The sequence below is a fragment of the uncultured Mobiluncus sp. genome, from assembly GCF_902488535.1.
In the GTDB taxonomy this organism is placed as follows: domain Bacteria; phylum Actinomycetota; class Actinomycetes; order Actinomycetales; family Actinomycetaceae; genus Mobiluncus.
The window spans coordinates 15,533-35,109 of record NZ_CABTWO010000011.1; the positions used below are offsets into that span (position 1 = coordinate 15,533).

Below are 19,577 nucleotides of genomic sequence, written 5' to 3' on the forward strand. Positions count from 1 at the left end.
AATTTGCTTAGAAAATAATCTTTTTTGGGGGGGTTCGCCACGGCGAGCCTCCCCAAAAGATTTTTAACAGAAATCCCGCCCAGAATTTACACACATTTAACATCCGTGCAATGTTCAGTTAACAGTCAAAAGGTAGAGTTTCTCTGGTTGCCGGGCGCGGGCCGCAGGCCTAATACGACGGCTTGAGCCTCCGACAGTCACACTCACAATCCTAAGGATGCTAATTTTGGAAATAACTGCCACTATTGTGCTTGCAATCGTCATCATCACGGCGCTATCTTTCGATTTCACCAACGGCTTCCACGACACCGCCAACGCTATGGCCACTTCTATCTCGACCGGTGCCCTAAAGCCTTTTCAGGCGGTGGCGATTTCTGCCGGTTTGAACATGGTCGGGGCGTTCCTCTCCGTGAACGTCGCCGCTACGGTCGCCAGCGGCATCGTTGATTTGAGTTCCTATGACCTCACCAACCAAGCCGAGGGTATCAACCTGTTGATGGTGGTGTTTTGCGCCCTGATAGGAGCCATTATCTGGAACCTGTTTACGTGGCTGCTGGGGTTGCCTTCCAGTTCCTCTCACGCTCTGTTCGGCGGCATGATTGGCGCGGCTTTCGCGGCGATGGGTGCCGGGGGCGTGGAATGGGGCTCTATCTTAGGCAAAATTGTGATTCCTGCCGTGGCTTCGCCCCTGATTGCAGCCGGCGTGTCCGCCACCGCGACCGCCCTGGTCTACTGGATTACGAACACGATTCCGAAAGAGCGGAAAGCCTCCCACTTCCGTCACGGCCAAGTCATCACCGCTTGCCTGGTCTCACTGGCGCACGGCGCGGGCGATGCCCAAAAGACTATGGGCGTGATTTTCCTGGCTCTCATCGCGACCGGTAACGCAACCGCGGAGGATCGTATCCCCGTCCTGGTCATCTTGGCGTGCGCCGTAGCTATTGCGGCAGGGACGCTCTCCGGCGGCTGGCGGGTTATCCGCACTTTGGGTAAGGGTCTGGTCGACCTGGAGCCTCCCCAGGGCATGGCTGCAGAAGCGACCTCCGCGGCTATCATTCTGACCTCGGCTGCTGGGGGGATGGCTTTGTCCACTACCCACGTGACCACCGGTGCTATCTTAGGCACCGGATTGGGCAAGAAGGGCGCCACCGTGCGCTGGGGGGTCGCCATGCGTATGGCCTCCGCTTGGGTCATTACCCTGCCCTGCGCCGGTGTAGTCGGCTATGCGACCTGGTGGATTGCCGCTTTGGCGGGTCGAGCACATCCTATCGCCGGCGCGCTGATTGACTTGGCTATTCTGTTGTTTATGGTAGCTCTCATCGTGCTGCGTTCGCGCAAGAATTCCGTGAGTGCCAAGAACGTAAACGAAGAGTGGGATCCGAACGCCGAGTCGATTGATTCTTCGCTGCAAACCGCGGCAAATCGCGAGGTCGACGCGAATCTGCGTGAGGACATCGACGAAATCATGCAACAGGGCCTGGATAAAGCCGCCGAAGCCGCCCTAGTGACCTCGCAGTTGCGAGCCGACAGAATAGTCGAGCTGAGACGTCAGCGCGATGACCTGATTGAGCAACTGCGCGAACTCGATCGCGAACTCGAGGAAGTGCTCTTTTCAGATGAGCATCTGAAGGGCGAACGTAGTGTTCCCGTCGCGGCCGGCGCTGGCGCGAGTAAAACGGTTGCCGCCACTGCTTCGGAATCGCCGGATAAGTAACCTCGGAAAGGACGAAAAATGACTGTCGATATGGCTTGGGCAATCGTTCGAGTGGCCGCTTTGGCCCTCATTTTTGGAGCCGGGATTCCCATGCTCTATGCCCTGGGAATGCGCGCTCATGCCGGGGACCCCATTCGAGATGAAACCGGTGAAATCATTGCCGACACCGAGCCGACGCCGCAGATGCGAGCGCTGGGCTGGGCTGTCTACGGTTCTCTGGTGGTCATCATTGTGGCTGCTATCGTCTGGGTGGCAAAAGACTCCATAGAGTTCTACACTGGATGGGCACCCTTTGGGGCGAAGTAAATACTTTCTGAAAAATTCGACACCAGTTGCCTCGGTTTCCTGCCGAGGCAACTACCTTTTTAGACTCCAGTCGGGGACTGCTGGCTAATGCCTGTATTTTGTGGGTGTTTTGCCGGGCGTGTCGGGAGCGGGAGGTTAGAAATCGGGGATGAAACCGGGGTTGGTGGTTATATAGGCCAGCAACCCCGATTTAATCGCCAATTTCGATCGCTTAGTCTCACTACGGTTTCAACCTGACCGGGAAAAGACGCTGTTAGGATGGGGATATGGCTACAACTCACTTGCAAGGTAATTCCGTAAATACTGTTGGTTCGCTGCCCGCGGTCGGCTCCCCCGCCCCGGACTTCGTGACCGTGAAACAGGATCTGTCCGAAGCGAAACTGTCAGATTTCCGCGGCAAGACTGTGCTCCTCAACATTTTCCCCTCCATTGATACGGGGGTTTGTGCCGCCTCAGTGCGGCGTTTCAACGCCGAAGCTGCCCAGCTCGACGGGGTGGAAGTCGTCTGTGTTTCGCGCGACCTGCCTTTCGCTTTGGGACGTTTTTGCGCCGCAGAAGGCATTGACCACGTCACCACCACTTCGGCGTTCCGTTCCAGTTTTGGCCAGGATTACGGTGTCCAGTTAGCCGACTCCCCCATGGCCGGGTTGTTCGCTCGTTCCATCGTGATTATTGATCCGAACGGTGTGGTGAAATACACCCAGCTGGTCGACGAAATCACCACGGATCCTGACTTTGAATCTGCCCTAAAAGCACTGGGCTAGACTCCCCTTTTTTTGTTGCGTTTCAGCGGCGACCGGGAAAACCACCGGCTACAGCCGCTGCGCCGCCGCGCTCATCCACAGGCACAAGGTTGCCGCGGACGTCACGTTTAGGGACTCGGCACGGCCAAACATGGGAATAGACACCAACACATCGCACCAGGATTCTTCGGTTGGGTCCAGTCCGTGCGCTTCATTGCCCATCACCCAAGCGACTTTCTTGTCGCTCCAGGTCGCGGCCGTAACCGGGGTCAGCATGACGTCGCCGGATAGGGACGTGCCCACAATGGTCCACCCTTCGGCTCGCAGCGCCCCCACTACTGCCTCTAAATCCTGAAAGCGGGGGGTGGGAACATGAAACACGCTGCCCACCGAAGCGCGAATGACTTTCGGACTGGTCGCGTCAGCACAGTCTTGCCCCATAAACACCGTCGACGCCCCACAAGCGTCAGCCAGTCGAATCAGCGTCCCCGCGTTGCCCGGGTCTTGAGTGGCGGGCAAAATCAAAGCCAGCGTCCCCTCTGGCGAGGCCGGCACAGACGGAAAAGCCTCGAAACGCGCCACCGCAATCCACCCTTGTGCGGCCTCACTCAAAGCCTTCTCGACCTGGGGGGAAATCACATGAACGTGCAGCCCCCCTGCGGATGCGGTTGACTGCGCGAGACTCAGCAGCTCCGAGCGGGCCTCGGCTCCCACCTCGGTCACAAATAAATCTGTGACCGCCTGGGGGGCGCTGCGCAACACCTCAGTAACCGCTTGGGGACCTTCCACCCGGGTGAGACCTGAACGTAGGCGTGCGGAACGCCGCGAAAGCCCCGCTACCTTCCGGATGCGTTCGCTTCCGGGGTTGTCGAGGATTTCGCGGCGTTGAACCATAAAATTTTCGATTGCTAAACGCTGGGCTTTAGGCAGCCGCGGGAGCGTTCACATCTTTGGGCAGAGCAGCCTGAGCAGCCTTAACCAATTCGTTGAAAGCCGCAATGTCGCTAACTGCCAGTTCCGCCAGCATCCGACGATCGACCTCAATACCCGCCAAACGCAGACCCTGCATGAAGCGGTTGTAGGTCATGCCCTGGGCGCGGCAAGCCGCATTGATACGGGTAATCCACAGCCGACGGAAGTCGCCCTTGCGCGCCTTGCGGTCGCGGTAGTTATACACAAAACTGTGGGTGACCTGTTCCTTAGCCTTACGGTACAGGCGAGAACGCTGGCCGCGGTAGCCCTCGGCCCGTTCCAGAGTGGTGCGGCGTTTCTTGTGAGCGTTTACTGCGCGCTTGACACGTGCCATGATTGATCTCCTTTTTCCTTTACTTACCCAACAGTTTCTTCATGCGTTTCACGTCAGCGGGAGCCACGACCTGGTCTTGGCTGAGGCGACGAGTGCGCCGAGACGACTTGTGTTCCAGCAGGTGGCGCTTGTTAGTCTGTTCGCGCATCAGCTTGCCAGAGCCAGTAACACGAATCCGCTTTTTAGTCCCAGAATGGGTTTTATTCTTTGGCATATTATTTCTCCTCTTTCTTAAGCGGGGCCTTCTTGGTGGCCGGTTTATCGGTTTTGCCCGCGGTTGTCTTGGGGGCAGCTTTCTTAGTGGTGCCAGTTGTTCTCCGAGCAGGAGCCTTGGCACTGGTGGCAGCAGGCTTGTCGGCCGCCGTGGTAGATTTCGCAGCCGTCTTTGTGGCGGTCTTTGTAGCGGTCTTTGCAGTTGTTTTCCGAGCCGGTGCCTTTCGCGTGGCCGGTTTTGCATCAGCTTCCGGGCTATGGTCGGTATCAGCCGCAGGTTTCGCCGCTGGTGCCGGGGTTTTCGACGCGGTTGCGCTGTCGGGTTTCTTTCGTGCCGGCGATTTGGCGGCCGGCTTCGCGGCGGGAGGCTCAGGAGCCTTCGGGGCCGCGGCGGCCAGGTTGCCCGAACCGAGCTGGTCGAAAGTCAACGGCTTTAAGACCGGGGCGTTCGCCTGCTGAGCCACACGTTGTTGGTTGCGCAAAGCCCGTTCCGCCTTGGCGTCACGCTTCGCTTGACGTTCATCCTCGCGGCGCTTGCGCTGTTGGCTCATGGCGTCAGTCTTTTTCTTAACCGGGCCAATCACCATAGTCATGGAACGGCCGTCCTGCCGGGGAGCAGACTCAACGACACCGTCATCAGCGATATCCTCAGCCAAGCGTTCCAAAAGTTTGGTACCCATTTCGGGGCGGCTCTGTTCCCGTCCCCGGAACTTAATCATGATTTTGACTTTGTCGCCGCCATCAAGGAAACGCAGGATGTGGCCTTTCTTCACTTCATAGTCGTGGTCATCAATCTTAAGCCCCAAGCGGATTTCTTTCAGTTGGGTACTGGCCTGATTCCGGCGCTGATCGCGAGCCTTTTGCGCGGCTTCGTACTTGTATTTGCCGTAATCCATCAGTTTGCACACCGGAGGATGCGCTTCAGGGGCGACTTCCACCAGGTCCAGACCGGCGTCATCGGCCAAGGCGATAGCCTTTAGGGTGGCCACCACTCCGATTTGTTCGCCGTTGACACCAACCAGGCGCACTTCTGGCACCCGAATTTGGTCATTAATCCTTACGTCAGTAATGAGGACTCCTTGCTTGTAACCACGCCGCGAACCGAAACATACACAAAGTTATCCCGCGTCTGTGGCATAAAAAGCACAGTCGAGCGCTTTAGACCGTAACCCAAGACGTGCTTCTTCATAGGAAACTGCACCGGGTGGAGGTGGGAAAACTTTCCGCTTGCTTCGGCATACAGCCGAACAGAGTAGATTCTAGCCTATCCGCGGGATTTTCGCACATTTCGTGTTTCCAAAGCATCTCGAAACCAAAGCAGCAACGGGACCACCCAAGGGTCGCCTAAAAAAACTACGAACACGACCGGGCTTGTGACTGCCCATTTGAGATTGTCCGGTGTAACCCAAGCTAACGCTCTGAATCCCCAAAAATCCCGGAAATGCCGCCTAAAATTACAGGTAAGGTAACGACCTAGGGAAACGAGGCTGACCGATGATTCCTGACCTAAAGGCTCTGGCTGCAAGCTTCGCGGGGGCACTCCCGCAGACTAGCGCGAGACAGGGAGACGGACCCGGCGGCGGCGAGGCAAACCTGATACTTCCCGATTTGTCCCTCGCCAACATACACGGCATAGCTGGTACCAGCTTGCTGATTTTCGGTATGCTTGTGTGCCTCGCCGGTCTGGTGTTTGGCATAGTGACGTTCTTTAAACTCCGCAGCCTGCCGGTACATCAATCCATGCTGGACGTCGCCGAACTCATTTACTCCACCTGCAAAGCCTACTTGGTGAAACAAGGGAAGTTCCTGTTGCTGCTGTGGGCTTTCATCACGGTCATCATCCTGGTCTATTACAAAGTGCTGGTGGGTTTTAGCTGGGGCAAAGTCGGGATTGTCGTGTTGTTCAGCTTGCTGGGGATGGGCGGTTCGTTTGCCGTGGCCTGGTTCGGGATTCGGGTCAACACTTTCGCTAACGCCCGGGCGGCTTTTGCCTCGCTGCGCGGCAAGCCCTACCCCGTCCACCAGATTCCACTGCAGGCCGGGATGTCCATCGGAACCGTGCTGATTTCCCTCGAACTGTTCATGATGCTGGTGATTCTGGTGTTCCTGCCCGCTGACGTGGCCGGTTCGTGTTTCATCGGTTTTGCTATCGGGGAGTCACTAGGGGCGTCCGCGCTGCGTATCGCCGGGGGTATCTTTACCAAGATTGCCGATATCGGTGCGGACCTCATGAAGATCGTGTTCAAAATCGATGAGGACGATCCGCGTAACCCCGGCGTTATCGCCGACTGCACCGGGGACAATGCCGGAGATTCGGTGGGTCCTTCCGCTGACGGTTTTGAAACCTACGGCGTCACCGGCGTGGCTCTGGTGACTTACGTCATTCTGGCAGTGCCAGACCCCTCCATGCAAGCACTGCTGCTGGTGTGGATCTTTACGGTACGCGCGGCAATGATTCTCGGTGCGGCACTGGCCTACGCCATCAACGCCATGTGGGTCAAGGGGCGTTACGGGGACGCGAAACGCATGAACTTTGAAGCCCCGCTGACGACGCTGGTCTGGCTGACTTCGATTCTGTGCATCGTGCTGATTTTCCTGGTGACTTTCTTTGTAGTGGGTGAACAAGGCAACCACCTGTGGCTGAAACTGGCGACCATCGTGACCTGCGGGACCCTCGCGGGAGCTCTGATTCCCGAACTGGTGAAAGTATTTACCTCCACCAAAGCGCGTTTCGTGCGGGAAACCGTGAAATCCTCTCGTGAAGGCGGTGCCTCGCTGAACATTTTGTCCGGCATGGTTGCCGGTAACATGTCCGGATACTGGCTGGGAATTACGATTGTGGGTCTGATGGGAATCGCCTTCCTGATTTCCCTGCTGATACCGGAATCTCTGATGGCTGCTCCGGCAGTATTCGCCTTTGGCCTGGTAGCTTTCGGTTTCTTAGGAATGGGTCCGGTGACTATCGCCGTTGACTCCTACGGTCCGGTCACCGACAATGCCCAATCCGTCTACGAGCTTTCGCGTATCGAATCGGTCGAGAACATCGAAGCCGAGCTGATGGCTGACTACACCATTAAGCCCGCTTGGGACACCGCAAAACTCATGCTGGAGGACAATGACGGGGCCGGCAATACGTTCAAAGCCACGGCAAAGCCGGTTCTCATCGGCACCGCCGTGGTGGGTGCCACCACCATGATTTTCTCTATCATTATGACGCTTACGAATCGTTTACAGGACGCACAAGCGGTGGGCAACCTTTCACTGCTTCACGCTCCGTTCCTGCTGGGATTGATTACCGGGGGCGCCGTCATTTACTGGTTCTCCGGAGCCTCCATTCAGGCCGTAACAACCGGGGCCAACCGCGCTGTGGCCTTCATCAAAGACAATATCCGCCTCGATGCCAGCAGCGAACGAGCCTCCGAAAAGGACAGCCGCGCGGTCGTCGAGATTTGCACGCAGTACGCCCAGCAGGGGATGTTGCTGATCTTCCTGGCGGTGTTCTTTGCCACGCTGTCTTTCGCTTTCGTCGAGCCGTTCTTTTTCATCGGCTACCTGATTTCTATCGCTATTTTTGGCCTGTACCAGGCCATATTCATGGCTAACGCCGGCGGGGCTTGGGACAACGCGAAGAAAGTCGTAGAAGTCGATTTGCACATGAAAGGCACCGAACTGCACGACGCGACCATCGTCGGGGACACTGTCGGCGACCCGTTCAAAGACACGTCCTCGGTGGCCCTGAATCCGATAATCAAATTCACCACCTTGTTCGGCCTGTTGGCTGTGGAATTGGCGGTGAGCTTGACGAACCAGGGTCAGGCACGCTTGGTACACATCCTGGCCGGGGTCTTTTTCGTGGCTTCAGCCTACTTCGTGTGGTGCAGTTTCTATCAGATGCGTATCCGCGGTGCCTCTCGTGACGCCATGCACGACCACGAACCTCCGGTAGACACGGCTTTGAACGGAATCCCCAGTGTGAAAGACCGAGTCACCCGGCCGGCAATAAAGATTGCGCCGCGACCCGGCGGTATCGAAGCCCCCATTGACGCAGCCGCGCTAGACGAGATTCTCGACTCTTCACCGACGGATGTAGGCACCGACCTTCTGAACCAAGTTCCCGACCTAGAACTCACGGAAGAACCATCGCAAAGCAATCCTCCGCAGCCGCCCGACCTGACTGCGGAACGGAAAGGGGAATAACCATGAAACTGGCAATCAAGTGGGACAATGCCAAAGTTGACGAAACCGGTCGAGTGGCTGGCCACTCCGCCGGCGACACCCTGGTGCGACGGATTTTGCGCAACTTCCCCGACTCCATCCTGATTGGCGGCCCCGCCCGCCGCGCCGAAAACTTCAGCGTGGCTCCCATTGAGATGCTCGACCCGAATGACACGGCGGTCATCAACATGGACGTCATCGACTCGCCGCGATTGTGGCAAAAAATGCATAACGCCGGGGCGGAAAAACCGCACATCATGAACTTCATGTGGTGGTCGCCTCGGGAAATGACGACCGTGGAGGGCATCGCCTCAATGGCCCTGTCCTGTGCCCTGTTCCCCACTTTTGCCAACTCGGAACGCACCGCTATGGAAGTCAGAGAGATAGCCGAGAAATGGACCGTGAAACCGCTGCATGAACAGATGCAGCTGGGGTGGGTGAATTTGGGGTTCCGCCTGGCTCACGTCCGGCCGCGAGTCGAGACAGAAGTCCCAGTCGTGCTCTACCCCTCGATTTACCTTTCGGCAAAGAAGCGCCCGGATATTTTCTTGGACGTGGTCAACTGGGTACACCGCCAGATTCCGCTGCGGGTCGAAATGCGTTTGCATGAAACCCACCTGGTCAGCGAAGCCGCCATGAAGTTTTCCCATCGCGACTGGATTTGGGTGGGGCCCTTGACCGCCACGCGCCAATCCTACTGGGAGGCTCTGGCGCATACGACCGCTTTCCTGGCGACCACCGAGGAAGAATCCTACGGCATCGAGTACGTGGAAGCCTTGGGAGCGGGAGTCATCGGCGTCTTTCCTGACCTCGAATGGGCTCACGCCCTGGTGCCGGCGGACTACCCATTTTTCTACCGGTCGGTGGAAGAAGCCAAGAATATGCTGTGGCAGGTTCTGGTTAAACCCGAGGATGCTCGGAAAAAGATGGACGCGGCAGCCGGCGGTTCGATTCAGACATGGATTGGCGAACACCACTCGGACGATGTCTTTGATGAGGCCCTGATTCAACACGTCGTGGACTGGCTGGGCGATATTCCCCACGCCTAGGGTCTTTCACAAGGGCGGTGGGGAGCGCTGGCGCTTGATGTCAGGTTCACTAGCGTTCCCGCTCGCCTCCCCGGTAACGTCACGGTTCCGGGTGCTGGGGTGGATAGCAAGGGCGGGCGTCAGCGCACGGGGAGGAGCTGCACGTAAGTGGCTCGAGGGGGAATTTCTGGCGACCGCAACAGGGATTTATAGAAGCGTTTGACGGCAAGTTTCGCAGCATCACGGTCGCCTGGGGTGCGGACTGTGACGATCAGTCCCCCCGCCGGGCCGGCTGCGATGGTCTCGATTTCGGTGCCCGTATGGGCTGACAGCGAGCTGAGCAGTGTCGCGAGTTCAGCATCATCCCAGGCTGGAAGCCAGTCGTCGCCGCTGGCCAGGGCATTCAAAGCGGGCGGCCCCAACAAGATGCTCGGCGCATAGGCGTGAATCCACTCCGGGTCACGCGCCAAGGGCTTGGCCTCAGTAGCGCTACCCAGTACCACCGGGGCATCCAGCCACAAAAATCCCTCGGTAGCCAAGGCCGCCAAGGCGATTCGCGAGGGATTGACCAGCAGCGGCCGGTCCTCCGGGTTCGTCAGCTCCGCGAAACGCGTTGCGCTGGAATACACCGGCAGGGCAAACCCATAGGGGGAATAAACACCCGCAAAAGTCGGTGACTCACAGCTTCCCGAGACCGCCACGGGAGCCTCCACGATGAGGCGCTCCGTTCGCAGCGCTGAAAACAGCTCAAACTGCGCTGCCCCGACATCTTTAGCCGCGGCCAGTTCCAGGGCGCGCTGGGTTCCGAGCAGTAAATCGCCACGATCCGACGCGTAAGGATTGCTTGCCAGATGTTTCATAGATTTCGCCGCGCTTTCAATCCGAACCCAGAGGCTTCATGCCGAGAGGCTCGCCAAAGCTTCGGCTACCGTAAAGCGCCCCTCATAGATGGCTTTGCCGACGATAACCCCCTCCAGGTTGGGGTGGACCCCCGCCAAGTCCCGCAGGGCTTGCAGGTCGCGCAGGGCGCACACTCCCCCGCTCGCCACGACTTTTGCCGGGCTGGATTGGCACACATGAGCCAGCAGCTCCAGGTTCGGCCCAGTCAAAGTGCCGTCTTTCGATACATCAGTCACCACGTAACGGGCGCAACCCAGGGCGTCCAAATCCCGCACAATCTGGTCCAATAATGGCCCTTCACTGACCCAGCCGCGGCCATAAACCCGCTCGCCGCGCACATCTAAACCGATTGCGATTCGCTGCCCAAACCGCTCAATGACCGTGGCGCACCACTCGGGATTTTCGATTGCAGCGGTGCCCAGGTTCACGCGCGCCGCTCCGGCATCAAGCATTCGGCACAGCGAGTCATCATCACGCAATCCCCCGCTGACCTCAAACTTCAGATCCGGATAGGCCCTCACCAGCGACTCTACCAGGTCAGCGTTGGAACCTCGCCCGAAAGCGGCGTCCAGGTCGACCAGATGCAGCCAGCGCGCCCCGGCGGCCAGGAACTCTGCGGCAACTTGTACAGGCTCACCATAGACTTTTTCGGTTCCGGCTTTACCTTCGGTCAGCCGAGTCGCCTTTCCGTCAACCAGGTCAATTGCTGGTAACAGCACCATTTGTGTCATTGAGAGTCCTTTCCGGGGTCTTTGCGACCCGCTACCTCTAGAGCATCTCTAACCAGTTTGCGAACACGCGTGCCCCGGCCGGTCCAGACTTTTCCGGGTGGAACTGGGTGGCGCACAAGGCCCGGTTTTCCACGGCCGCCACAAAATCGGCTCCGTAATGTGCCCAAGACACCAGCGGGGGGCGGAACAGCCGCCGTGATTCCTCATCCATTCCCAAGGCCTCTGCGGGGTCACTGAGGCAAGCATAAGAGTGCACAAAATAGAACCTCTGTCCGTCAAGCCCCGCCAGCAACTGCGACTGCGCTGGGACATGCACTTTTGACCAGCCCATATGCGGTAAACGCGCCGCCGGCAAAGCCGTCACCATTCCGGGCCACTGATCCAGTCCGGCAGTCACTTCCCCGTTTTCGTCGCCGCTTTCAAACATGACCTGCAGCCCGACGCAAATGCCCAGTACCGGGCGGCCTCCGGCGAGCCGACGCTCAATCATCTGGGGTGCCCGCGAGGCTTGCAGGGAACGCATCACCGCCGCAAACGCTCCCACTCCCGGAACCACCAAACCGTCTGCTTGGGCAACTTCCGTCGCGTCAGCTGAGAGAGACACCCGCGCTCCCGCCCGCTCGAGGGCGTGCGCAACGGAAAGCACATTGCCGTAACCGTGATCCAGAACGACAACTTGAGGGGCGGTCATGAGGCGTCCCCCCGCCCTTCTGAATCCGCACCCCAGGCCGCGTCGTCACCGGAATCAGCCTGACCACGTTGGCGCCGGCGTTCCTCACGGGATTCTATGATGCCTTTACCCAGCATTCGCAGCGCTTTCCAGCGGGGCATATCGACGGTATCTACCGCCCCGTCCACGTCCGCCGGATTAACCCGCCCCAGCACTAGGTCTTCAATCACGATAGGCATCTGCGCGATGACCAGTCCGGCCGGCAAATCCGTCTCAAAAGCCTGATTGGACCAGCGACCCGCCAGAACCTGACCGGTCACTCCGGGCTCCTGTTCGGTACCGGGAGCCAGCAGAGCAGAAAACACCACCACCGGCATCCGAATAATCTCGGTGAGCGTGGACGCGACCGTATCCAAATCCGAGTCCAGCTCATTGAGGCTTTCCACCAGCAGCGCCATTCCCCACTGTTCTTCGGTCAGCTCCAAGTTTTGCACCACCAGCGCCCCGGCATCCGTCGGCACCACCACTGCTGAGATGCCGCTCAACGCACACAGCGCCCCCAAGGCTTCCGCCGAGGCGACCGGGGTCAGGAAACATGCGGTGGCACGCCTGTCCACCAGCGGAGGCTCGGGCTCTTCCGGTAAATCCAGCGTTTCGTCCGAACCTGTCACCGGGGATTCGGGCTCAAAGTCAACATCTCCGAGTTTGGCGATGAGGTCGGCAAACTCGGCATCGTAGGCTTGCTGATCGCCAGGTTTGTCCCCTCTGTCCTCGGGATTTCGGGGTTCTTGCGGTTCACTCATCACTAGCCTTCCCCGACGTTACAGAGTTCCTTTGGTGGAGGGGACGCCCACCACCCGCGGATCGTATTCCACCGCGGCCTTTAACGCCCGCGCCAAGGCTTTGAATTGGGCCTCCACGATGTGATGCGGATCGCGTCCCGCCAACAGGCGCAGGTGCAGGCATATCCCGGCATTCAGCGCCAGGGACTCAAACACGTGATAAGTCAACGAACCGGTAAAGTGCCCGCCGATGAGGTGATACTGCTGGCCTTCCGGTTCCCCTTCACAGACGACGTGGGGCCGTCCCGCCAAATCCACCACGGCGTGAGCCAAAGCCTCGTCCAGCGGCACGCACGCGTCGCCGAAACGGCGGATACCGGCCTTGTCCCCCAACGCTTCGCGCAGAGCCTGCCCCAAAACAATAGCCGTATCCTCCACCGTGTGATGGACATCAATGTCGGTGTCTCCCGAGGCTGCAATGTCCAAATCAATCAGGGAGTGACGCGCCAAAGCGGTGAGCATGTGGTCATAGAACGGAACCGTAGTGTGTATGTTGGCCTGGCCGGTTCCGTCCAGGTTCACCCGCACCTTTACCTGAGATTCCGACGTTTCCCGCGTGACCTGCGCCACCCGGGGGGTTCGAGTTTCGTTCATTGCAATACCTCCTTTAGGGCGGAAAGAAACAGCTCAGTTTCCTCCTCGGTGCCCACGCTGGCTCGTAGCCAGCCATCGGGTCCGACTACGCGAATCAACACGCCGCGGTCAAGCAAATCTTGCCAGACTTTTTGGCGGTCGCTGAACTTTCCAAAGAAAACAAAGTTCGTATCCGATTCTGCCACGCTCAACCCCATTTCTCGCAGGGTTTGCACCATCAGGTCGCGAGTGTGGCGCATTTTGTCCACCTGGGCTTGCAGCAAATCTGACTGGGACAGCGCCGCCAGAGCTGCCGCCTGAGTCAGAGCCGACAGATGATAAGGCAATCGCACCAGCATGAGCTGGGAAATAATCTGGGGACGAGCCGCCAAGTACCCCAACCGCAATCCGGCCATCGCGAAAGCCTTGGACATAGTTCTGGACACCACCAGGTGCGGGTGCGCCGCCAACAGTTCCAAAGCGGAAGGCACCCCGTCACGGCGAAACTCGCCGTAGGCCTCGTCAATGACCACCAGGGTCGCGCTCCCCTGCGGTCCGCTGGTGCGAGTAAAACTCAGGATTTCAGCCACGTCCGCGGAGCTCAGGTGGGTTCCCGTGGGATTGTTGGGGGAAGCCAGCACCAGCAGCGCCGGGTGTGCGCGGTCTACGGCTTGCTTCAACGCAGCCACGTCCACGGAGAAATCCTCTCGCCGCGGCACGTCCAGCAACTCGGTCAAGGTGTTGCGGGCATATTCGGGATACATCGAGTACGTGGGCGAGGACGACAGCGCCGGATGTCCCGGTCCCCCAAAAGCGCTGAACAGATGATGCATGACCTCGTTGGAGCCATTGGCGGCCCACAACCATTCCGGAGCCACCCGCACTCCGGATTCCCGCTCCAGATAATCGCTCAGGGCAAGGCGTAGAGCCGGAAAATCCCGGTCGGGATAACGATTCAAGCTGCCCGCCGCCTCGTGCACCGCCGCGGTAATTGCCTCTACCACCGGAGCCGGCACCGGATAGGGGTTTTCATTCACATTGATGGCCACCGGCACCTGCAGCTGCGGCGCCCCGTAGGGTTCGAGCCCCGCCAAGTCCTCCCGCAAGGGCAGTTGCATGGCGTCATCGGGCGTGACGAGGGCGTCTGTTGCGCTCATCTACTTGCCTTCCCGACGTGCCAGCAGGGACGCCCCGTGGCCTTCCAGGTCCTCCGCATGGCTGAATACGATTAGGCGGTCGGTCAGCGCGTCTGCGGCCTGTTGGGTGTATTCAATCTGTTGCACGGACTTCAGAAAAGCCATCACGTTCAGGCCCGAAGCGTGGGAGGCCGTGCCTCCGGTGGGCAAGACGTGGTTGGAGCCTGCCAGGTAGTCCCCCAGCGGCACCGGGGTGTAGTCGCCGACAAAGATTGCCCCCGCATTGTGAATTTTTGCTGCCACTTCGCGGGCATCAGCAGTTTGAATTTCGAGGTGTTCGGCTCCGTAAGCGTTCGCCACGGCGATGGATTGTTCGATATCCCGAGTGAGGATGGCGCCCGACTGCGGTCCGGATAGGGCGGTGGTGATACGTTCGTGGTGGTCACGTTGGGGCACAAGGCGCTCCAGTTCCGCTCTCACCTGGGTCACAAGTTCGGTTGAGTCGGTAATCAGGACCGAGGCGGCTGCCGGGTCGTGTTCGGCTTGGCTGATTAAATCCGCAGCGACAAATTTCGGCGTGGCGCTGCTATCAGCAATGATGGCAATCTCGGTGGTGCCGGCTTCCGCGTCGATACCGCAGACACTGGACACCACGCGTTTCGCGGCCGCGACGTAGATATTGCCCGGACCGGTAACGACGTCCACAGGCTCCACCAAAACCTGACCATCGTCTGGCGTTTCGCCCTTTGCCCCGTAGGCAAACGCACCAATCGCTCCGGCCCCGCCCATGGCATAGACTTCGGTCACACCCAATAAGGCGCAGGTCGCCAGCACGGTGGGGTGTACCGAGCCGTCGAAAGCCCGCTGCGCCGGGGAGGCCAGAGCAATCTGGTCCACCCCCGCCACTTGTGCCGCCACCACGTTCATGATGACCGAGCTGGGATAGACCGCGAGCCCGCCCGGCACGTACAGACCCACGCGCCGCACCGGAATCCAGCGTTGCGTAACGGTGCCGCCGGGAATAATCTCGGTGACGACCGGGCGAGGCAGCTGCGCCTCGTGACCCTTCCGGTTATTGGCGATGGAAGTTTCAATCGCTTCGCGCAGCCCCGGATCCAGTTCCTGTAAAGCTCGCTCAATTTCAGCCGCCGGGACCCGCAACAGGCGGGGACGCACCTGGTCGAACTGCTCGGCTTGGTCGCGCAGGGCTTTCGCCCCTTCGCGGCGCACCTCCTCGATTAGGGGCGCCACCGCCTCCACCGCCCGCTCGACATTGAGGGCCGCCCGGGGAAGCCGCTCGCGCAGCACCGCGGCATCCACGTTTTCTTTTGAAAAATCCAATACGTTGAACACGGTATTTATATTAACAGCTAACTGACCAGCCCCGAAAACCCCGCAAACCCGGTGCGTCAAGACGACCCGCCTGGTGAAAAACCGCGAGGAACTACCGGGACAACCCGCAGCGTGGAAACCCAGCTAGCTGCCGGTGTCGAACAGGGTGTCCGCCGGGGGATCTTGAGACTGGTCGGGATTCGGATCCAGTTCGGCCAGTTCGGCGGCCGCTGTGGATTCTAAGGGGTTAGTTCCCGGAGTGATAATCGAGTCATACCCCAGCATGGCGCGCAGCTCACCTAAGAAATCCGGACCGGCGTTCACCAGGCGTTCGGGACCCAAGTCCAGGACTTGCAGCTCCCCTTGCTCCAAAATATGCAGACGCACGGGAGCCTGGCCGGGGAAACGATCCAGCAGAGCCCCAAAGGCGCGCATATTTTCTGGGGTGCAGCGCTCGGCAGGCAGCAATAGATCGACTTCGTCCAAGTGATCCAGATGCAACGATAATTTCGGCACGCTCAGGTCGCTGCCATAGATCGAAACGGATTCATCCTCGCGACGCAGCCGTCCGCCGACCACCACGATATTGTCTTGGACCAGGTCAGCGGCAATGTTTTCGTAGGTTTTCGCAAAGAACAGCACTTCCACAGAGCCGGTCATGTCTTCGATTTTCGCGATCGCCCACTGCTGGCCGGAACTTTTGGAAATTTTTACGTTCACCGCTGTTACCAGACCGGCAATTTTTACTCGGGAATCATTGCCTTTGCCCTCGTCCGAGGTCAAATCCACGATACGGTCCTCAGCTAGGCCTTCCAACACCCGTTTCATTCCCGAAAGGGGGTGGTCCGAGACGTACATCCCCAACATTTCACGTTCAAACGCGAGCAGTTTATTCTTGGGCCACTCCGGGATATCGGGTATATCGATATTGGCCGAGCCCAGTAAATTGTCTGGGGAATCTGCTCCATCCATCTCTAAGGCAGTAAACAGGTCGAACTGTCCGTTGGACTCTTGGCGTTTCGTGGATACCACCGCTTCCACTGCCTGCTCATGAATCGCGGTGAGCGCGCGGCGCGAGGCTCCGAACGTGTCAAAAGCCCCGGCCTTAATCAGCGAACCGATGGTGCGTTTGTTGCAAACCTCCGCCGGAACTTTCTTCAGAAAATCGGAAAAGGAAGTGTAGGCGCCTTTTTCTTGGCGCGCCTTGATGATTTCCGCCACCACGTTTTCTCCGACGTTACGAATCGAGGCCAAGCCAAAACGAATGTCGTTGCCGTCAGGTGCAAAAGCCCCGTAGGACTGGTTCACGTCAGGAGGCAAAACCTTAATCCCCATGCGGCGCACCTCGTTCAAATACATTCCCAGCTTGTCTTTATCTGTCTGGGTGGTCAGCACGGCCGCCATATACTCAGTCGGGAAGTTCGCCTTAAGATAAGCGGTCCAGTAGGCAATTAGCCCGTAAGCCGCCGAGTGAGATTTGTTGAACGCGTAGTCGGCGAAAGGTACCAGGATATCCCACAGGGTTTTACAGCAATCCTCCGAGTAGTGGTTAGCAATCATCCCGTCGTGGAACTTCACGTACTGTTCGGCCAGGACGTCTTTCTTCTTTTTCCCCATGGCCTTACGCAAAATATCGGCCTGCCCCAGGGTAAATCCGGCGACTTTCTGGGCGATAGCCATGACCTGTTCCTGGTAGATAATCAGGCCGTAGGTGTAGCCGAGGATATCTTTCAGCGGTTCCTCCAGCTCACGATGAATCGGCTCAATCTTTTGCAACCCGTTCTTGCGAAATGCGTAATTCGTGTGGGAATTCGCTCCCATCGGCCCGGGCCGATAGAGTGCCACAAGAGCGGAAATATCGTCGAACTCGGTAGGCCGCAACTGCTTCAGCAAGGTGCGCATCCCCCCACCATCGAGCTGGAACACTCCCAAGGTCTCGCCCGTGGACAACAGTTCGTAAGTCGCCTCATCGTCAACATCCAAACGTTCCAGGTCGGGCGGGGTTTTCCCGTTAATCTTGATGTTGTCCAAGGCATCGGAAATAATGGTCAGGTTCTTTAGCCCCAGGAAGTCCATCTTTAGCAGGCCCAGGTGTTCACAAGTTGGGTAGTCAAACTGGGTAATCATGGCTCCGTCTTGCGGGCGTTTCATCATCGGAATGACGTCAGTCAAGGTTTCCCGCGACATGATGACCGCACACGCGTGTACCCCCCACTGGCGCACCATGCCTTCCACCCCAGCTGCCAGGTCAAAAATTTGGCGATTAAACTGGTCCTCGGCCACGACTTTGCGGAATTCCTCAGCTTCCTTGTATCGGGAATGCTGCGAATCGTATATGCCGGACAACGGTATGTCCTTACCCATGACCGCCGGCGGCATCGCCTTGGTGAGCTTTTCCCCTTTAGAGAAATCCGCGCCAGAAATGCGCGCTGCGTCCTTAAGGGCTTGCTTTGATTTAATCGTGCCGTAGGTCACGACCTGGGACACTTTGTCCTTGCCGTATTTGCGGGTCACGTAGTCAATCACGTCCTGACGGCGGCGATCGTCGAAGTCCACGTCGATATCCGGCATGGACACCCGCTCCGGGTTGAGGAAACGTTCAAACAGCAGCCCGTGCTTGATGGGGTCCAAATCCGTGATACGCATGGCGTAGGCGACCATGGAACCAGCACCGGAGCCGCGCCCCGGCCCGACCCGAATCCCGTTGTCTTTCGCCCACTGGATGTAATCCGAAACAATCAGGAAGTACGAGGGGAATCCCATCTGGATAATAATCTCAACCTCGTAGTCGGCGCGTTTGCGGACTTCCTCAGATATCCCGTTCGGGAACCGGTACTGTAAGCCACGTTCGACTTCCTTAATAAACCAAGACACCTCGTCCTCTCCGGCTGGCACCGGGAAAACTGGCATGAAGGTGCCTTCCTTCACATCCGGGAATTCGACGTCGCACTGCTCGGCAATCAACAGGGTATTGTCCAGAGCCTCAGGGATTTCCGCAAACAGTTCGTGCATTTCCCCGCTGGGTCGCAGATAGTAGTCCGTGCCATCAAAGCGGAACCGATCCGGGTTAGACAGCCGATCCCCGGAGTTAATGCACAGCATCGCGTCTTGGATTTCCCGGTCTTCCTTATAGACATAGTGTGAATCGTTGGTAGCGATGACAGGTGCGTTGATTTCCCGCGCTAAGCGCAGCAGGTCCTTACGCACGCGGTTTTCGATGGACAGACCGTGATCCATCAGCTCCACATAAAAATTGTCTTTGCCGAAGATGTCCTGTAGTTCCCCGGCAGCACGCCGAGCCTCCTGGTACTGTCCCAACCGCAGCCGGGTCTGGACTTCCCCGGAGGGACAGCCTGCCGTGCCAATCAGCCCCTCGTGGTAGCGTTCCAACAGTTCCCGGTCAGCCCGCGGCCATTTGCCCATCTGTCCGTCCAGAGAGGCGTACGAGCCCAGCCGGAACAGATTGTGCATCCCCTCTGTGGTCCGGGACAGCAGCGTCATATGCGTGTAAGCGCCGCGGGCGGACACGTCGTCACCGGCCTTTTGCTGTTCCAAAGTGCCCCACTGGACTCGAGTGGTGTCAAAGCGTGAAGTCCCCGGAGTGACATAGGCTTCCAATCCGATAATGGGTTTAATCCCGGCCTCACGACATTCTTTATAAAACTCAAAAGCCCCGAACAAATAACCGTGATCGGTAATCGCCACGGCCTTTTGCTGGTTTTCTACCGCTTTTGCAACCAGCCGCTTAATCTTTGCCGCCCCATCCAAAATCGAGTAGTCGGTATGGACGTGGAGGTGAACAAAATCGGAACTTGGCATGGGTCAATCCTAGTCGTTTTTTCCGCGGCGAGCCCGCCAGGTTCCAGTC

General features: G+C 58.4%; 17 protein-coding genes. 5 read left to right on the plus strand and 12 right to left on the minus strand.

Going from position 1 to position 19,577, the window contains the following annotated elements:
• Positions 1 to 226 precede the first annotated feature (226 nt).
• The 3 genes from RDL66_RS05140 (at position 227) to tpx (ending at position 2,784) form a co-directional block, all read left to right on the plus strand.
• Complete coding sequence (locus RDL66_RS05140; RefSeq protein WP_308535681.1) at positions 227 to 1,714, plus strand: inorganic phosphate transporter; 1,488 nt, start codon at positions 227 to 229, stop codon at positions 1,712 to 1,714.
• Positions 1,715 to 1,732: 18 nt separating this feature from the next.
• Positions 1,733 to 2,020 (plus strand): hypothetical protein, encoded by a 288-nt coding sequence (locus tag RDL66_RS05145; protein ID WP_297721712.1) that lies wholly within the window; start codon positions 1,733 to 1,735, stop codon positions 2,018 to 2,020.
• A gap of 266 nt (positions 2,021 to 2,286) precedes the next feature.
• Positions 2,287 to 2,784 (plus strand): thiol peroxidase, encoded by a 498-nt coding sequence (gene tpx, locus RDL66_RS05150; protein ID WP_308535682.1) that lies wholly within the window; start codon positions 2,287 to 2,289, stop codon positions 2,782 to 2,784.
• Between the two features lie 48 nt (positions 2,785 to 2,832).
• On the opposite strand, the gene RDL66_RS05155 is transcribed toward tpx, so the two are convergent.
• The 4 genes from RDL66_RS05155 to infC are packed head-to-tail and all read right to left on the minus strand — an operon-like array spanning position 2,833 to position 5,352.
• Entirely contained in the window at positions 2,833 to 3,657 is an 825-nt protein-coding gene (locus RDL66_RS05155) for an RNA methyltransferase (protein WP_308535684.1), read from the minus strand.
• Positions 3,658 to 3,685: 28 nt separating this feature from the next.
• Positions 3,686 to 4,069, minus strand: a complete 384-nt coding sequence (rplT, locus tag RDL66_RS05160) for a 50S ribosomal protein L20 (protein WP_282921720.1) — start codon at positions 4,067 to 4,069, stop codon at positions 3,686 to 3,688.
• 19 nt (positions 4,070 to 4,088) lie between these two features.
• Positions 4,089 to 4,283, minus strand: coding sequence for a 50S ribosomal protein L35 (gene rpmI / locus RDL66_RS05165; protein ID WP_004006656.1), 195 nt, complete (start codon positions 4,281 to 4,283; stop codon positions 4,089 to 4,091).
• Position 4,284: 1 nt separating this feature from the next.
• Complete coding sequence (infC, locus tag RDL66_RS05170) at positions 4,285 to 5,352, minus strand: translation initiation factor IF-3 (RefSeq protein WP_308535756.1); 1,068 nt, start codon at positions 5,350 to 5,352, stop codon at positions 4,285 to 4,287.
• A 424-nt stretch (positions 5,353 to 5,776) separates the two neighbouring features.
• On the opposite strand from infC, the gene RDL66_RS05175 reads away from it, so the two are divergent.
• Together RDL66_RS05175 and RDL66_RS05180 are read left to right on the plus strand one after the other, a co-directional pair.
• Positions 5,777 to 8,479, plus strand: coding sequence for a sodium-translocating pyrophosphatase (locus tag RDL66_RS05175; protein WP_308535687.1), 2,703 nt, complete (start codon positions 5,777 to 5,779; stop codon positions 8,477 to 8,479).
• Between the two features lie 2 nt (positions 8,480 to 8,481).
• Positions 8,482 to 9,546 carry a glycosyltransferase family 1 protein gene (locus tag RDL66_RS05180; RefSeq protein WP_308535689.1) on the plus strand — a complete coding sequence of 355 codons (1,065 nt, stop codon included), beginning with the start codon at positions 8,482 to 8,484 and terminating at the stop codon, positions 9,544 to 9,546.
• Positions 9,547 to 9,665: 119 nt separating this feature from the next.
• Here RDL66_RS05180 and RDL66_RS05185 read toward each other — a convergent pair whose 3' ends face one another.
• From RDL66_RS05185 to dnaE, 8 genes are all read right to left on the minus strand, one after another.
• Positions 9,666 to 10,385 carry a glycerophosphodiester phosphodiesterase gene (locus RDL66_RS05185; protein ID WP_308535691.1) on the minus strand — a complete coding sequence of 240 codons (720 nt, stop codon included), beginning with the start codon at positions 10,383 to 10,385 and terminating at the stop codon, positions 9,666 to 9,668.
• Positions 10,386 to 10,421: 36 nt separating this feature from the next.
• Entirely contained in the window at positions 10,422 to 11,156 is a 735-nt protein-coding gene (locus RDL66_RS05190) for a HisA/HisF-related TIM barrel protein (protein WP_308535693.1), read from the minus strand.
• A gap of 37 nt (positions 11,157 to 11,193) precedes the next feature.
• Positions 11,194 to 11,847 carry an imidazole glycerol phosphate synthase subunit HisH gene (gene hisH, locus RDL66_RS05195; protein ID WP_308535694.1) on the minus strand — a complete coding sequence of 218 codons (654 nt, stop codon included), beginning with the start codon at positions 11,845 to 11,847 and terminating at the stop codon, positions 11,194 to 11,196.
• Positions 11,844 to 12,629, minus strand: a complete 786-nt coding sequence (locus tag RDL66_RS05200) for a hypothetical protein (RefSeq protein WP_308535695.1) — start codon at positions 12,627 to 12,629, stop codon at positions 11,844 to 11,846. The genes hisH and RDL66_RS05200 overlap by 4 nt, the downstream gene beginning before the upstream one ends.
• A gap of 18 nt (positions 12,630 to 12,647) precedes the next feature.
• The gene (gene hisB, locus RDL66_RS05205) at positions 12,648 to 13,262 is read right to left on the minus strand and encodes an imidazoleglycerol-phosphate dehydratase HisB (protein WP_308535697.1); all 615 of its coding nucleotides are present in this window, start codon (positions 13,260 to 13,262) and stop codon (positions 12,648 to 12,650) included.
• On the minus strand, positions 13,259 to 14,398 hold the full coding sequence (locus RDL66_RS05210; RefSeq protein ID WP_308535699.1) for a histidinol-phosphate transaminase: 1,140 nt from the start codon (positions 14,396 to 14,398) through the stop codon (positions 13,259 to 13,261). The genes hisB and RDL66_RS05210 overlap by 4 nt, the downstream gene beginning before the upstream one ends.
• A complete protein-coding gene (gene hisD, locus RDL66_RS05215) occupies positions 14,399 to 15,730 on the minus strand; it encodes a histidinol dehydrogenase (RefSeq protein ID WP_308535700.1) in 1,332 nt (443 codons plus the stop codon).
• A gap of 123 nt (positions 15,731 to 15,853) precedes the next feature.
• Complete coding sequence (gene dnaE, locus RDL66_RS05220; protein WP_308535702.1) at positions 15,854 to 19,528, minus strand: DNA polymerase III subunit alpha; 3,675 nt, start codon at positions 19,526 to 19,528, stop codon at positions 15,854 to 15,856.
• Between the last annotated feature and the right edge of the window lie 49 nt (positions 19,529 to 19,577).